A 15,277-nucleotide genomic window follows, 5' to 3' on the forward strand; every position below is an offset into this window, starting at 1 on the left:
GGCAGCCGGGGGGGTTCGACTGCCTGCTTCCTCGATATGCTCTGGTTCCACGGTGGAGGCTCGACCCGAGGAGGACCCGCATGGCAGATCCCATTCCCGGGACGGCCCATGCCCTGGTGCCCTCGGCCCGCGCCCGCGTCGGCCTGTTGAAGCGGCTGGCCAGCGCGACCTCGCAGATGACCACGGCGGCCCTGGACGCCATGGAACAGCGGCTGCCCTGGTTCAACGAACTCGGCGCCCAGGAACGGTCGTGGATCACCGTGGTGGCCCGCTCGGGCATTGACGGCTTCGTCGACTGGTTCGGCGCCGAGCCCGACGCCCCTGTCGCCGCCGGCTCGATGTTCGACGCGGCCCCCCGCGCCCTGACCCGCAAGATCACCCTGCAGCAGACCGTCGACCTCGTGCGCACCACCATCGCGGTGGTTGAGGAGCAGATCCAGACCGCCCTGCCCCGCGGCGACCGTGCGGTGCTGTCGACCGCGATCATCCACTACTCCCGCGAGGCTGCGTTCAGCGCCGCCGAGGTCTATGCCCGGGCCGCCGAGCAGCGTGGCACCTGGGACGCCCGCCTGGAGGCGCTGGTGGTCGACGCGGTCATGCGCGCCGAGACCGACGAGACGGTCGTCTCACGGGCCTCGACCCTGGGCTGGCAGTCACGGACGCCGGTCACCGTGGTCGTCGGCGCAGCCCCCAAGGACACCGCCAGCGCCGCCGAGGACGTGCGCCGCGACGCCGACCGCCACCGGGTCAACGCGCTGACCGCCGTCCAGGGGGAACGACTGGTGGTGATCCTGTCCAGCAAGGACCTGGAGGTGGGTCCCGGCTCGGCGGAACGTGCCGTCACCCTGGCCCGACGCTTCAAGGCCCGATTCGGCAGCGGCCCGATCGTGGTCGGTCCCGTCGTCGATGACCTGGTCGACGCCTCACTCTCGGCGCGTGCGGCCATGTCCGGCCACCGGGTGGCGCCGGCCTGGCCCGAGGGCCCCGACGTCATCACCGCCATGGACCTGCTGCCCGAACGCGCCCTGTCCGGCGACGGCCACGCCCGGCGCATCCTGGCCCAGGACATCTACGAGCCCCTGGCCGCGGCCGGTGGTGACCTGTTGGAGACCTGCGCCAGCTTCCTCGACCACGGCTGTTCGGTCGAGGCCAGCGCCCGGGCCCTGTTCGTCCACGCCAACACCGTGCGGTACCGCCTCAAGCGCATCCAGGACGTGACGACCTACTCCCCCGCCGACCCGCGCGACGCCTACGTCCTGCGTCTGGCCATCACTCTGGGACGGCTCAGCAGGGGCCGTTCCTGAGAAACCGCCCTCGCGCAGCGTCGCCCGTGGCGTCCGCCACCAGCGGTTTTGTGCGTTTCGCGAGGAACGTGGCCACCACCCCCCGCACCAGCCAGACGGGCGTCTTGTGGGAACCCCACAACCGGCCGCTCTCAGATTTCGTACTGTTGGAGCCCTCCCCGGACGCCTCGAAAGGGCAGAGTGGAGGCGTGCTTGCAATCGTCGCGCCCGGTCAGGGCTCCCAGACTCCGGGTTTCCTGACCCCCTGGCTGGAACTGCCCTCCTTCGCCAACCGTCTGGACTGGCTGGGCACGGTGACCGGCATGGACCTGGTGCACTACGGCACCGAGGCTGACGCCGACACCATTCGTGACACCGCCATCGCTCAGCCCCTGCTCGTCGCCGCCGGTGCCCTGGCGGCGCTGGAGATGTTCCCGCATCCGTCCAGCGCTTTCGGGCGGATCGACCTGGTGGCTGGCCACAGCGTCGGCGAACTGACCGCGGCCGCCGGTGCCGGCATTCTGAGCGTCGAGGCCGCGATGGTCCTGGTCCGTGAGCGGGGCGCCCTGATGGCCGAGGCCGCGAAGCTGCGCCACACGTCGATGACCGCGGTGATCGGCGGTGACCGGGACGAGGTGCTCGCCGCGATCCAGACGGCCGGCCTGACGCCGGCCAACAACAACGGCTCGGGACAGATCGTGGCTGCCGGCACCGTCGAGGAACTCGCGGTACTGGCCGAGAACCCGCCGAAGCGCGCCCGCCTCATCCCGCTCAGCGTCGCCGGTGCCTTCCACACCCGGCACATGCAGCCCGCCGTCGACCGGCTCAGCACTTTGGCCAGGGCCGTCTCGACACACGACCCGCGCCTGCCGATCCTCAGCAACCGTGACGGGCAGGTCGTCGACAGCGGGGTCGAGTACCTGGAGCGGATGGTCAACCAGGTCGCCAACCCGGTGCGCTGGGACCTGTGCATGCAGACCATGGGTGAGCTTGGCATCACCGGCATGCTTGAGCTGCCGCCGGCCGGTACCCTGACGGGCATCGCCAAGCGGAACCTCAAGGGTGTCGCCCTGTTCAGCCTGAACACCCCCGACCAGCTCGACGATGCCCGAGCCTTCGTCGCCGAACACGGCGGCGCCGGCCCCGAGGCGTCCCAGGGACCGCTCCGCGGCCAGGACCCTGCCACCACCACCGACGAGGACTGACGTGCCCACCATCAAGATCGCCACCGGACCCGCCTACTCCAAGCTGCTCAGCGTCGCCGGCGTGCGCGGCAACCGCGTCGTCGACAACGACGAGATGTGCACCATGATCGACTCCTCCGACGAGTGGATCCGTCAGCGCACCGGGATCGCCGAGCGCCGCTGGGCCACCGACGAGCAGACCCCGTTGAGCATGTCCCTGGAGGCTGGCGCCAAGGCCATCGAGCGCGCCGGGCTCACCCCGGCCGACATTGACGCGGTCATCATCTCGACGGTCTCTCACTTCAAGCAGACCCCGTCGCTGGCCGTCGAGGTCGCCCACGGGCTCGGCATCGTCGACCCCGCCGCCTGGGACATCTCGGCCGCCTGCGCCGGCTTCTGCTACGGCGTCGGCCAGGCCGACACCCTGGTCCGCGGTGGACTGGCCCGCAACGTCCTGCTGATCGGCGTGGAGACCCTGAGTCGGGTCACCGACCTGACCGACCGCGGCACCGCCTTCCTGTTCAGCGACGGCGCCGGCGCCGTGGTGATCGGCGCCTCCGACGAACCCGCCATCGGCCCGACGGTGTGGGGTTCGGACGGATCCCAGGCCGCTGTCATCGACATCCCTGCCTGGAACCAGACCGCCACCCCCAAGATCACCATGGAGGGCCGCTCCGTCTTCAAGTGGGCCACCACCGCCATCGCCGACAAGACCCACGAGGCGCTCGCCGCCGCCGGCCTGGAGCCCGAGGACCTGCAGGTCTTCGTCCCGCACCAGGCGAACAACCGCATCACCGACTCGATGCTGCGCCACCTGAAGCTCCCCGAGAGCGTCGTGGTGGCCCGTGACATCGTCAACATGGGCAACTCGTCGGCGGCCTCGGTGCCGCTGGCGATGGAGGCCCTGCTCGAGGACGGCACTGCCAAGTCCGGTGACATCGCCCTCACCATTGGTTTCGGCGCCGGCCTGGTCTACGCCGGTCAGGTGCTGCGACTCCCCTGAGTTGCAGTAACCTCCGAAGCCGCACGATCCCACCCAGCAGCACCCAGCCCAGCCACCAGGTTGGACACATCACAAAGGAGGGCCAGATGGCCAGCACCGAAGAGATCCGCGCAGACCTCGCCGAGATCGTCAACGACGTCGCCGGCGTCGCCGCCGAGGACGTCCAGTTGGACAAGTCCTTCACCGACGACCTGGACGTCGACTCGCTGTCGATGGTCGAGATCATCTACGCCTGCGAAGAGAAGTTCGGCGTGTCGATCCCCGACGAGGACGCCAAGAACCTGAACACCGTCGGCGACGCCGTCGCGTTCATCGAGCGCGCCCAGGGCTGAGCCCGCCCCGGGGGCGGAGGTCCTCCTCCGCCCCTGAACGGCTCGCTCACACCCCGCTCGTCCCACCTGCACCCGCACACCCGCGCAGAAAATCTCACGGAGGACACCATGACTGAGGTCGTCATCACTGGCGTCGGCGCCATCACGCCGCTCGGCGCCGACGCCCCCACCACCTGGCAAGGGCTGCTCGACGGACGCAGCGGTGTCCACACCCTGCCCTACGACTGGGCCGAGTCCCTGCCCACCAACTTCGCCGCCGAGGTCACCTACGACCCGCTGGAGCGACTCGAGCGCGTCCAGGCCCGCCGCTGGGACCGGTCGACGCAACTGGCCGTGCTGGCCGCCCTGGAAGCCTGGGCCGACGCCGGTTTCACCCTGGACCACGACCTGGACCGTGACCGCCTCGGCGTGTGCTCGGGCTCGGGCATCGGCGGGTTGCAGACCCTGCTGGGCCAGTGGGACACCCAGAAGGACCGCGGCCACCGCCGGGTCAGCCCGTTCACCATCCCGATGCTGATGGCCAACGCGCCCGCCGCCGAGATCGGTCTGAAGGTCGGTGCCCGGGCCGCGATCCACACTCCTGTCTCGGCCTGCGCCTCGTCCAACGAGGCCATCTCGTTCGGTCTGGACATGCTGCGTCTGGGTCGCGCCGACGTCGCCATCGTCGGTGGCACCGAGGCTGTCATCCATCCGCTGCCGCTGGCTGCCTTCGGCCAGATGCAGGCGCTCTCGCGTCGCACCGATGACCCGGCCGCCGCCTCGCGGCCCTGGGACACCGACCGTGACGGCTTCGTGCTGGGCGAGGGCTCGGCCATGCTGGTCATCGAGACCCTTGAGCACGCCACCGCCCGCGGCGCCAAGATCTACGGCACCCTGGCCGGGGCCGGCATCACCGCCGACAGCCACGACATCGTCCAGCCCGACCCCAGCGGCACCGGTCAGGCCAAGGCCATGGTCAAGGCGCTCAAGGACGCCAAGCTGCAGGCCATCGACGTCAAGCACGTCAATGCCCACGCCACCTCGACGCCCCAGGGCGACACCGCCGAGGCCAGCTCGATCCACGCGGCACTCGGCGAGGCCGTCGATGACATCTGGGTGACCGGCACCAAGTCGATGACCGGCCACCTGCTCGGCGGCGCCGGTGCGGTGGAGACGTTCGCCACGCTGATGGCCCTGAAGACCCGCAAGGTCCCGGGCACCATCAACGTCGACAACCTCGAGCCGAACCTGCCCATCAAGGTCGCCACCCAGGTCACCGACCTGGCCGCCGGCGACCTGGCCGGGTTGAACAACTCGTTCGGGTTCGGCGGTCACAACGTGTGCATCGCGCTCACGAACCAGCACGCCAACTTCTGAGTCAGCCCACCTGGTGCAGCCACCTCACCGAGGTGCTGTCACCGGCGTGGCGGAACGCTTCGAGTTCCTCGTCCCAGGGTGCCCCGAGCAGGTCGGCGAGTCGCTCGTCCAGACCCTCGGGGCCCTGCAGCAGGGCATTCTGCAGGCGCGTCTCGTTGATCAGCAGGTCGCCATGGACGCCGATGCCGGCCTGGAAGATGCCCAGGGCCGGGGTGTAGCTGTAGCGCAGTCCGTCGTGGCCGGGTGAGGGTTCCTCCGTGACCTCGAAGCGCATCCGCCCCCACTTCTGGAAGGCCGAGGCGATGGCCGCAGCGGTGCCGGGATGGTGGCTCCACGACAGCTCTGCCCGGTAGCTGCCCCGCTCCACGGGCTGCGGCGACCACTCCAGGTGGGTGGGTACGCCAAGTACGCCCCCGAGTGCCCACTCCACATGGGAGCGCAGCGCCGACGGCGACGAATGAATCCACACGATCCCACGGGTCGACACGGTTCCTCCTCACGAACAGATCTGCCTTCCCCAGCAATCTCGTTCGTGCACGGTCCCGACGTCGGTGAGACGACGTGGCCAGTCTGCCCCATGATCGTCGTTCGGCCAAGCCCCTGGGTCCGGCCACCCGGCCCATCGGCCGGACATTGTGCCCTCGGCGCCACAATGGCCGCTCGTATCGCCGGATGGACCGGACATTGTGCCCCGGCCGCCACTTTGACCGCCCGCCCAGCCAGATGGACCGGACATCGTGCCATCGGCGCCACAATGGCCGCCCGTATCGCCGGATGGACCGGACATCGTGCCGTGGGTGTCACATTGACAGCCCGCGCGACCGGATGGACCGGACATTGTGCCCCGGGCGCCACTTTGGCCGGCCCACCCAGCGAGATCGACCGGACATCGTGCCCTCGGCGCCACCATGTCGCGCCCGACCCGGCCGTGGACCCACATGGTCCGCGGCCGGGTTTACCGGCCCTCGACAGTGACGGTGCTCAGCGCCCGGTGTCGGGCAGCGGACGCGGACGCACCGGCGGCGGACTGGTCACCCGCGGGCTGGTCACTGGCGGCGTCGTCACTGGCGGCGTCGTCACCGGTGGCGTCGTCACCGGGGTGTTCACCACGCCACCGAAGGTGCCCTGCGGCGAGTTGGGAGTGACCGTGACCGTGCCGGTCACCGTGCCGGCCAGGTATCCCGCCGGGGCCCGGGTCTCGACCAGGGTGTAGTCCCCGTCAGGCAGACCCACCACCAACAGCCCGCCGACGGTGCTGTCAGCGTCATGGGTGCCATTGTCGACGACCGCGAGGCTGAAGGTACCGGGCCCGTTCAGCAACCATTCGGAGCCGCCGAGCAGGGTGCCCGTCGGGTCGGTCTTGGTCCACCTGATCTGGTTCCCGGTGTCGACGACCACATTGACCACCGTGCAGATCACCACGTCGGAGGCGGTGAAGGGTCCGACCTGGAAACCGCCGACGACGTTGGCCACCGTCGCCGCGGCACCGTTGATGGTGCAGATGGCGTTGAAGCCATCCTGCTGCTTGATGGCGAAGTTCGGCTGGGCCTGCTCGGTGATCGTCACCAGGGTCTGGTCACTGGTGTAGGTCAGCGTCGCCACCCCGGAGCCGGTGGTGGTGGCCATGCCCTCGACCGACCCGGATCCGGTGAAGGTCCACCCGGGGGCGGCCGCCGGAGTGGTGCCATCGCCCTGGTCCACCAGCTTGGTGATGTTCACCGACCCCTTGCACGACTCCAGCGCGGCCTCCTTCAGCGCGTCCACGAGGTCGTCGAAGCTGGTGACCGGGTAGTAGGCATCATCGCTGGAGATCTGCCTGATAGCCGTATCGTCGACGCCCGCGCCGACCCCGACGCCCACGACGCGGGTGCCAGCATTCTTCAGGACGTTCGCCGCATCAATGGCCGGGTCGAGCGCGTTCGGGTAGCCGTCGGTGACCATCACCACGGCGTCGTAGTCCAGGGCCAGCGTGGTCACCCGGCTGAACGCCGCAGCCCAGTCGGTGCTGCCACCCAAGCCACGGTCGAAGTTCGCGATGTAGTCCACCAGCGGCTGCGCCGAGGTGCGGGAGGCCACGCTCACCGGCAGGTACTCGATGGGGCCGGTGGCGCCGTCGTGGGGTGAGTCGGACGAATAGGTGTGCAGCCCGACCGACGAGTTGGTCCCCGCCAGCGCCTGCACCGCAGCCACCGAGGCGTCCTTGGACTGCTGGACGTCGGCATCCGACAGCGAGCCCGACAAGTCGAGGATGATGCCGAGCTTCAACCCACAGTAGGACGGCCAGGCGGGGTTGGGTGCGGGGTCGGCGGCGGCAGCACGGGGCCCGGACGCGATGACCAGACCCAGTGCCACCAGGGTGGCGACGACGAACGTGAGGAGTGGTTTGCGGGACATGGACTCTGCTCTCGGTGACGGGAACGGCGCCACGACAGGGGGTGTCGCGGGCGGACCGGACGGCGAGCGGCGTCATTGCCGCACCACGCCGAAGGGCCCAGTGCAGCGGACACTACCGATAGTCAGCGCCGACCACAATGGTGTTACGAAACCCTGCCCGGACCGGTGCTCGCCCCCGTCCGCGGTGGCCGGCCGCGGGCTCTGGGCCAATAGGCTGACAGCGTGTCCACCCCATCCCCCGCCGCCCTGCCCCTCGTCGTCCCGGTCATCGACCACCCCCGGCGCCTGATCGGCAGCCGTGAGGTCGACTTCGACCGGCACGCGGTCGTCATGGCCGTGGTCAACCGGACCCCTGATTCCTTCCACGACCAGGGAGCGACGTTCGCCCTGCACCGCGCCGTCGAGGCCTGTCGGCGTGCCGTCGACGAGGGAGCCGACTGGGTCGACATCGGCGGGGTGCCGTTCTCGCCGCTGACCCCGCCCGTCTCGTCCACCCAGGAGGCAGATCGGGTGCTGCCGGTCATCGAGGCCATCGTGGCCTCCAGCGACGTGGTCGTCTCGGTCGACACCACCCGCGCGTCGGTGGCTCGACGGGCCCTGGACGCGGGCGCCGGGGTGATCAACGACACTTCCTGCCTGGCCGACCCGCAGATGGCGACGGTGGTGGCCGAGTCGGGTGCCACCCTGGTCATCACCCACTCACTGGCCGCACCCTTCGAGAGGCTCGACCACCCCCACTACGACGACGTCACCACCGAGGTGGCCCGGACGCTGCAGGGCCGGGTCACCGATGCGCTGACGGCAGGAGTTCGTCCTGACCAGATCGTCATCGACCCCGGCCATGACCTCAACAAGTCGACGGTGCACACCCTGCAGCTGACCCGGGAACTGGGGGCGCTGACCCAGCTGGGCCATCCCGTGCTGGCGGCGGTCTCCAACAAGGACTTCATCGGCGAGACGCTCGATCGTCCGCGCGGCGAACGCGTCATCGGGTCGGTGGTCAGCGCCACCTGGTGCCTGATGGCCGGCGCCAGGATCCTGCGCATGCACGACGTCGCGGCGGCGGTCGACGCGGTGCGCATGTTCGAGTCCATCATGGGCTGGCGGCCCCCGGCCCTGCAGCGCCACAACATCTGAGCTCACAGCAGTTGGCTGCTGACCTCCGGCAGTTCCGGCACCGGGACGACGACCAGGTCCTCCAACTTCCAGTCGATGTCGACCAACCGGCCACGGATGGCATGCAACTCCTCGGCGCCAATGTCGCGGGCAGGGACGACGAAGACCTCGGTGTGGAAGACATGCCCCAGGTCACGCATCCGCACGTTCGCCGCGTGCACCGCCGGTTCCAGGCTGGCCGCGCGGGTGACCTCGGCCACCAGCGGGTGCGCCGACTCATTGTCGTAGGTGGTGGCCGTGGCATCGGTGACACCCCTGACCGCGTTGCGGACGTTGCTGATGCCGTCGTGCAGGATGTCGACGCCGATCAGGGCAGCCACCGCGGCATCGGCCCACCAGAGGCCGAAGCCAATCAGCCCGAGCCCGAGCACCGCCCCGCCGGAGGTGAGCCAGTCCGCCTTCATCATCTTGGCATCGGAGTACAGGATCTTGTCGTGCAGGGGCTCGGCCAGGCGCATCTTCAGCCGCCCCAGGATGAGCATCGGCACCGCGGTGACGACGAGTCCGGCCATCATCAGCCAGCCCTGCCAAAACGTGTGGCCGAACACCTGCACGGTGCCGACCGTGGGGTGCTCCCGGCTGACCAGCGTCATCGTCGAGTCGACGATGAGGAAGCCGCCCATCACCAGCAACGCCACGGCAGCGACCAAATGCCCGACCGAGACCGAGCGGTGGTAGCCGTACGGATGGCTCGGGTCGGGCTGGCGCAGCGCCGCCCGGGTGGCAGCCAGAAAGGCGATCGCGGGCAGGAAGCCCAGCATGTCCTCGATCCAGGCCGCCTTCATGGCCTGCGAATTGCCCATCACCGCCATGATGATGCCCACCGAGACGGCGGTGACCACCAGGCTGATCCACTCCAGCCGTCGGGCCTTGCGCAGCGCAGTCTGCTGCTCGGCGTCGAGGTTGGTCCGGCCGAACGAGACCTGTCGGCCGTTCCCGGTGCCCATCAGATGCCACCCTTCTCGGAGTCGGGACGCGAGTCGAGGAAGCGTTCCAGCTCGGACACGAACGCGTTCTCACCCAGCGGCACCCCCATCACGTGCTGCTTCTTCTTGCCGTGGCCGTCCAGCGCCTGCGCGTAGCCCCGGGTCACCCCGATCTTCTTCGACCACGGGGTGTCACTGGTCAGCCCGGCCACGAGCAGGTCGAGCTGGCCCAGTTCGACCCGTTCGACCAGGCCGCTCTCGCCATCGACGACCCACTGCGGCTGCACCTCGAGATGCTCGGCAAAGGCTGCTGCCAGGCCCACCTCGATGCCCGCCAGCGGCACCCCGTCGGCGTCGGCCACGGCGTCGGCGCCGTCCAGCGCCGCCTCGCCCACCAGGGTCCACGGCTCGGCAGGTGCCACGCCGATGCGCACCACCCGCTCCCGAAGGATGCGCGTCAAGGTGTCGTCCGGGTCGCGGGGGTAGCCGCTGCACCCGGCCAGGCCCGCGGCAAGCGTGCCCACGAGCAGCGTCCGGCGGCCGACGCCGCCAGGTGAAGTACCCATCCGGCCACGCTAGCGGGGCGCCACCACCCCTGCCCGGAAGCGGCACCTTCGACCCCACCCTCGGGGTGGGCGGGCCACCGCACGGCGTCCGAATGTCTAGGGTGGGCCCCATGACGACGATCCCCCATGGCGCCTGGCCGAGCCCCATCAGCGTGGACGAGGTGCTCGCCGCAGCCGTGGGCTTCACCGAGGTCCGCACCGACGCCGAGTCGGTGCTGTGGCTCGAGGTGCGGCCCGCCGAGAACGGACGCAGCACCATCATGCGCCTCGACCCCGGCGCCTCCGAAGCGGTGGAGCTCAGCCCCGACCTGGACGTCCGCACCCGCCACGGGGAGTACGGGGGCGGCGCCTGGGCCGTCGACCGGGACGTCGTGGTGGCCTGCGACGATCGGACGCGCCGGCTGTGGCTGCTGCGCGAGGGCCACTGGACGCCGCTCTCCAGCGAGGTCGGCGACGTGCGCTACGGCGACCTGCGCCTGCACACCGACCGCGGGCTGCTCCTGGCCGTCCAGGAGGACCATCGGGCAGCCGGGGAACCGGTGGCCCGGATCGTGGCCTTCGACCTGCCCGCGGCCGGGTCCTCGCAGCCGGCGACGCCACGGGTGCTGGTCGAGGGCGCGGACTTCTACTCCGACCCGGAACTGTCCCGTCCCGTCGCTGGGGTCCACGACGGGGTGCTGGCCTGGTGCCAGTGGCAGCACCCGAACATGCCGTGGGACCTCACCGAACTGGTCAGCGCGCCGTGGCCCGACCCGGACGCCGGACTGGGCGCCCACACCGTGGTCAGCGAGGGCACCTCGGCGCTGCACCCGCGCTGGACCCCCGCCGGACTGGTGCATGTCAGCGACCAGTCGGGCTACTGGAACTGGTACCTGGCGAGCCCCGAGGGCACCCGCAGCATCACCACCAGCCCGCATGACCACGACGAGCCCCAGTGGACGCTGGGCAACCAGAGCTGGGCCGTCTGGCCACCGTCGGACCCCAGCCGGGTGGTCGGCATGCGCTACCGCCAGGGGCAGGCCGAGATCGTCACCGCGACCCTCGCCGGCACCGGGGAGACCACCATTGCCGTGCCGGACCTGGCCGCCGTCGAGTCGCTGGCCGCCTCCGAGGAGGCGTGCTGGGCGGTCCTGGCGTTCACCACCCGACCGCCCGAGGTGGTGCGCCTGGACCCGGTGACCGGTCAGGTCACCACCCTGGCCCGCGCCGGCCGGGCTCCCGACGCAGACCTGGTCAGCGTGCCCCAGAGCCTGACGGCCGACGGCCCCCACGGCCAGGTGCAGGCCTGGTTCTACCCGCCGCTGGCACCGGGCATCCAGGCCCCGGCTGGGGACCTGCCGCCGCTGGTCGTGCTCAGCCACGGCGGGCCCACCGGCATGAGTCACTCGAGCTACTCGTCCAAGGTGCAGTACTGGACCAGCCGCGGGTTCGCGGTCGTCGACGTGAACTACGGCGGCTCGACCGGGTTCGGACGCGAGTACCGCAACCGGCTGCGGGGCAACTGGGGCATCGTCGACGTGGACGACTGTCGTGCCGTCGTCGAGGACCTGGTGGCCCGGGGACGGGTGGACGGACGCAGGGTCGCGATCACCGGTGGCAGCGCCGGCGGCTACACCACGCTTCAGTCGCTGGTCACCACCGACGTCTACACCGCCGGTGTCAGCCGCTACGGCATTGGCGACCTGGCCCTGCTGGCCAGCGACACCCACAAGTTCGAGTCACGCTATCTGGACGGGCTGGTGGGGGCCTGGCCGGACGACGAGGCGACCTACACCGAGCGATCCCCCATCCACCACGTGGATGCCCTGTCGGTGCCCATGCTGATCCTGCAGGGCACCGAGGACAAGGTGGTGCCCCCGGCGCAGGCCGAGTCGATGGCCCGGGCGGTCAAGGATGCCGGCCAGCCGGTGGCGATGGTGATGTTCGAGGGCGAGGGCCACGGATTCCGTGGTGTGGACTCGCGGCGGCGGGCGCTGCTGGCCGAGCACGCCTTCTACGTCGAGTTGTGGCAGTTGGACAGCCCGGACGACCTGCCGGCCCTGACCTGGCTCTGAACGACCCTGCGGGGCGGTCGGTCAGGGCCAGCGGGCGGCCAGCGACATCGTCGCCAGGGCGGCCGCGATCCCGAACAGCAGCGCCCACCCGGCGTAGCGTTCGGTCACCTCGATGTAGACCTTCTCGTACCCGATGGAACGCGCGATCTGGGAGTAGGCGTCGGCCAACTCCTTGTCGTTGGCCGCCGACAGCTTCTTGCCGCCCGACTCCTTGGCCACGTCGCTGAGTTCGCGGTGGTTCACCGGCACCGGCTGGCGCACGCCCTTCTCCACGACGTAACCGGTCGCGGTGCCGTAGGCGATGGTGTAGACCGGCACACCGGCAGCCTTGGCGTCACGCGCGGCCTGCACCGAAGGACGTCCGGTGTTGGTGGCGCCGTCGGAGAGCAGCACGATCGCCGCGGGGGCGGTGCTGTTGGGGTCCTGCGGGTCGGGCGGCACCAGCTTCAGCGCGTCCAGACCGGAGTAGATGCCGTCCCCGATGGCCGTCGAGGGCGCCAGTTCCAGGTTGTCGATGGCCCGGCTGACTGCGCCGCGGTCCGTGGTGGGGGGCACCACCAGCGACGAGGTGCCCGAGAAGGCCACCAGCGCCACGTTGAACCGGGGTGGCAGCAGCTTCAGGAACTCCTTGGCCGCGGCCTGGGCCGCCTGCATCCGGTTGGGTGCGACATCCTCGGCCATCATCGAGCGGGACACGTCGATGGCGACCACGACGGTGGCCCGTTCCCGCGGCACCTCGGTGAAGTCCTTGGGCTTGGCGTAGGCGACCACCAGGGCGGCGATCGCCAGCAGTGCCATGCCGACGGCCAGATGCCGCTTCCAGGTCTTGTCGCGCGGCAGCACCCGGTCGAGGTTGGTGAGGCGCTTGCGCGAGCGGGGACGCAGCGAGCTCAGGTACAGGTAGAGCAGCCCGATGGCGGGGACGACCAGCAGCCACCACAGCCGGGACGGGATCAGGAACTCCAGGCTCATGAGGGCCACCTCGCTGCCATCGACACCGCACCCAGTGCGGCCACCACCGCGAAGGCGAGCGCGTAGAACGCCCACTGGGCGGTGATCTCGACGCGGACCTCTTCGTAGCCGACCTCACCGCGGACGTCCTTGTAGACCTGGCTCAGCTCCTTGGCGCTGTCGGCGGTCCAGGCCTTGCCGTCGGTCTGGGTGGCAATGTTCTTGAGCAGTTCGACGTCGGGGGCCACCCGTTCGCGCTTGCCGTCGATGTCGACCCACCCCGTCTGGGTGCCGTAGGCGATCGTGTAGATCTTGATCTTGGCCTGCTTGGCCTTCTCGGCCATTTGTCCCGGCGACTGGCCGGTGGTGTTCTGGCCGTCCGACAGCATCACGATCGCGCCGGGGGCGGGCGTCTCGCCCTCACCGGTGGGCGCCATCTTGAGGGCGTTCAGCGCCGCCTGGATGCCGTCACCGATGGCGGTGGAGTCCTGGTAGTCGAGGGTCTCGATGGCGCGCTGGATGGCGCCGCGGTCGACGCTGGGGGGCATCCGCACCTGCGGGTTGCCCGACAGGGCGACCACGGCCACGTTGTAGCTGTCCGGCAGTGTGCCGACGAACTCGATGGCGGCCTTCTTGGCGGCGTCGAGCCGGTTGGGGGCGACGTCGGTGGCCTTCATCGACAGGGACACGTCGATGACCAGCACGATGGTGGCCCGCTCGCGCGGCACCTTGTCGATGCCCATCGGACGGGCCCAGGCCAGCGATAGCGCCAGCAACGAGCAGATCGTCATGGCCACGGCCACGTGGCGACGCCACGAGCTCTGCTTGGGCAGCACCTTGCCGAGGATTCCGGTGTTGGTGAACCGCATGCCCGACTTGCTGCGCAGCCGCAGGGCGATCAGGTAGGCAATGATCAGCAGCGGCACCAGCGCCAGCACCCACAGGCGGTCGGGTGACTGGAACTCGGGCCAGGTGATCATCGCTACGTTGACCATCATTTGGCGACTCCCTGCGGCGGTGTGTGCAGCATGCTGGCGGTGCGCCGGTACGAGAGGACGAACCGGGCAATGGCGTGGACCCAGTCCTGGTCGGTGCGCAACTGGATGTGGCCCACCCCCGCCCGGCGCAGGGCCACCTTGATGCGTTCACGCTGCGCCATGCTGGCGGCGTTCATGCGGGCCCTGGCCGCGGCATCAGAGGTGTTCACGTAGCGCGAGAAATCCGATTCCGGGTCCTTGATAAGCATCTCTCCGACATCGGGAAAATCAAGCTCACGGGCGTCGACGACCTCGATGGCGAGCACCTGGTTGCGCACGGCCAGGCGGCGCAGGGCCCGTTCCCAGTCGGGTTCGACGTTGGGATCGAGTTCGGAGTCGCCGGGGGTGAGGAAGTCGGAGACGACCACCCGCATGCCGCGGCGGCGCTGGGTGCGGGTCAACTGCTCGATGCCCGCCTCCAGGGTCATCTCACCGGGAGCGTGGTCGGGGACGATCGGTTCGTCCAGCATCTTGCGCAGCAACCCGTAGAGGGCGGTGCGTCCCGACCGGGCCGGCAGTCGGCGCACCGAGTCCTGGCGCATGATCATGCCGCCGAAGCGGTCGCCCATCTTCTGGCTGAGGAAACCGATGGTGGCGATGGCAGCGATGCCGAGGTCACGCTTGGTGATGCCCTCGGTGCCCCAGTTCATCGACGGGGTGACGTCCAGCAGGGCCCACACCTCGAGTTCACGGTCGGCCATGGTGTCACGCACGTGCGGTTCGGTGGTGCGGGCGGTCACGGCCCAGTCCATCTTGCGGACGTCGTCCTGTCCGGGCTGGTAGACCCGGGCGTCGTTGGTGTCGGAGCCGGGGCCGGGCAGCAGGCCCAGGTGGTCGCCGTGCAGGAAGCCCTCCAGGCGTCGCACCACCGTCAGTTCCAGGCGCCGCAGTGCCGCCTCAGGGGCCAGCTTCGCCAGCGGCACCGAGGGGCCCTTCGGGGGTTCGATGACGGTGCGGGCCACGCCCACGTCGGGTCGGGGACCGAACAGTCCACCACCGTGTGTCGGTGGCGCGA

14 protein-coding genes are annotated in these 15,277 nt (G+C 70.1%); 7 read left to right on the forward strand and 7 right to left on the reverse strand.

Annotation, left to right across the window (positions count from 1 at the left end; translation table 11 throughout):
* The first annotated feature begins 176 nt into the window (after positions 1–176).
* From IPV09_RS09835 to IPV09_RS09855, 5 genes are all read left to right on the forward strand, one after another.
* Positions 177–1,304 (forward strand): CdaR family transcriptional regulator, encoded by a 1,128-nt coding sequence (locus IPV09_RS09835; protein ID WP_242681471.1) that lies wholly within the window; start codon positions 177–179, stop codon positions 1,302–1,304.
* A 188-nt stretch (positions 1,305–1,492) separates the two neighbouring features.
* Positions 1,493–2,488, forward strand: coding sequence for an ACP S-malonyltransferase (locus tag IPV09_RS09840; RefSeq protein WP_207475069.1), 996 nt, complete (start codon positions 1,493–1,495; stop codon positions 2,486–2,488).
* A gap of 1 nt (position 2,489) precedes the next feature.
* Positions 2,490–3,470, forward strand: coding sequence for a beta-ketoacyl-ACP synthase III (locus IPV09_RS09845; RefSeq protein WP_370590277.1), 981 nt, complete (start codon positions 2,490–2,492; stop codon positions 3,468–3,470).
* A gap of 86 nt (positions 3,471–3,556) precedes the next feature.
* Positions 3,557–3,802, forward strand: coding sequence for an acyl carrier protein (locus tag IPV09_RS09850; protein WP_207475071.1), 246 nt, complete (start codon positions 3,557–3,559; stop codon positions 3,800–3,802).
* A 108-nt stretch (positions 3,803–3,910) separates the two neighbouring features.
* Positions 3,911–5,158 (forward strand): beta-ketoacyl synthase, encoded by a 1,248-nt coding sequence (locus IPV09_RS09855; protein WP_207475072.1) that lies wholly within the window; start codon positions 3,911–3,913, stop codon positions 5,156–5,158.
* Between the two features lies 1 nt (position 5,159).
* Here IPV09_RS09855 and IPV09_RS09860 read toward each other — a convergent pair whose 3' ends face one another.
* Both IPV09_RS09860 and IPV09_RS09865 read right to left on the reverse strand, forming a co-directional pair.
* A complete protein-coding gene (locus IPV09_RS09860) occupies positions 5,160–5,645 on the reverse strand; it encodes a DUF3145 domain-containing protein (protein ID WP_207475073.1) in 486 nt (161 codons plus the stop codon).
* Positions 5,646–6,139: 494 nt separating this feature from the next.
* Complete coding sequence (locus tag IPV09_RS09865) at positions 6,140–7,552, reverse strand: VWA domain-containing protein (RefSeq protein ID WP_207475074.1); 1,413 nt, start codon at positions 7,550–7,552, stop codon at positions 6,140–6,142.
* Positions 7,553–7,774: 222 nt separating this feature from the next.
* On the opposite strand from IPV09_RS09865, the gene folP reads away from it, so the two are divergent.
* A complete protein-coding gene (folP, locus tag IPV09_RS09870; RefSeq protein ID WP_370590278.1) occupies positions 7,775–8,689 on the forward strand; it encodes a dihydropteroate synthase in 915 nt (304 codons plus the stop codon).
* Between the two features lie 2 nt (positions 8,690–8,691).
* Here the strand turns inward: folP and IPV09_RS09875 are convergent, their stop codons facing one another.
* Together IPV09_RS09875 and IPV09_RS09880 are read right to left on the reverse strand one after the other, a co-directional pair.
* Positions 8,692–9,675 (reverse strand): cation diffusion facilitator family transporter, encoded by a 984-nt coding sequence (locus tag IPV09_RS09875; RefSeq protein WP_207475075.1) that lies wholly within the window; start codon positions 9,673–9,675, stop codon positions 8,692–8,694.
* Positions 9,675–10,220: an ABC transporter substrate-binding protein gene (locus IPV09_RS09880; protein ID WP_207475076.1), complete on the reverse strand. Its 546-nt coding sequence runs from the start codon at positions 10,218–10,220 to the stop codon at positions 9,675–9,677. The genes IPV09_RS09875 and IPV09_RS09880 overlap by 1 nt, the downstream gene beginning before the upstream one ends.
* 110 nt (positions 10,221–10,330) lie before the next feature.
* On the opposite strand from IPV09_RS09880, the gene IPV09_RS09885 reads away from it, so the two are divergent.
* Positions 10,331–12,274, forward strand: coding sequence for a prolyl oligopeptidase family serine peptidase (locus tag IPV09_RS09885; protein WP_207475077.1), 1,944 nt, complete (start codon positions 10,331–10,333; stop codon positions 12,272–12,274).
* A gap of 21 nt (positions 12,275–12,295) precedes the next feature.
* Here IPV09_RS09885 and IPV09_RS09890 read toward each other — a convergent pair whose 3' ends face one another.
* The 3 genes from IPV09_RS09890 to IPV09_RS09900 are packed head-to-tail and all read right to left on the reverse strand — an operon-like array spanning position 12,296 to position 15,251.
* Positions 12,296–13,255: a VWA domain-containing protein gene (locus IPV09_RS09890; RefSeq protein ID WP_207475078.1), complete on the reverse strand. Its 960-nt coding sequence runs from the start codon at positions 13,253–13,255 to the stop codon at positions 12,296–12,298.
* Positions 13,243–14,220, reverse strand: a complete 978-nt coding sequence (locus IPV09_RS09895) for a VWA domain-containing protein (protein WP_242681476.1) — start codon at positions 14,218–14,220, stop codon at positions 13,243–13,245. The genes IPV09_RS09890 and IPV09_RS09895 overlap by 13 nt, the downstream gene beginning before the upstream one ends.
* Positions 14,220–15,251, reverse strand: a complete 1,032-nt coding sequence (locus tag IPV09_RS09900) for a DUF58 domain-containing protein (RefSeq protein WP_242681477.1) — start codon at positions 15,249–15,251, stop codon at positions 14,220–14,222. The genes IPV09_RS09895 and IPV09_RS09900 overlap by 1 nt, the downstream gene beginning before the upstream one ends.
* Between the last annotated feature and the right edge of the window lie 26 nt (positions 15,252–15,277).

The organism is Tessaracoccus sp. SD287, assembly GCF_017355265.1.
Lineage (GTDB): Bacteria > Actinomycetota > Actinomycetes > Propionibacteriales > Propionibacteriaceae > Aestuariimicrobium.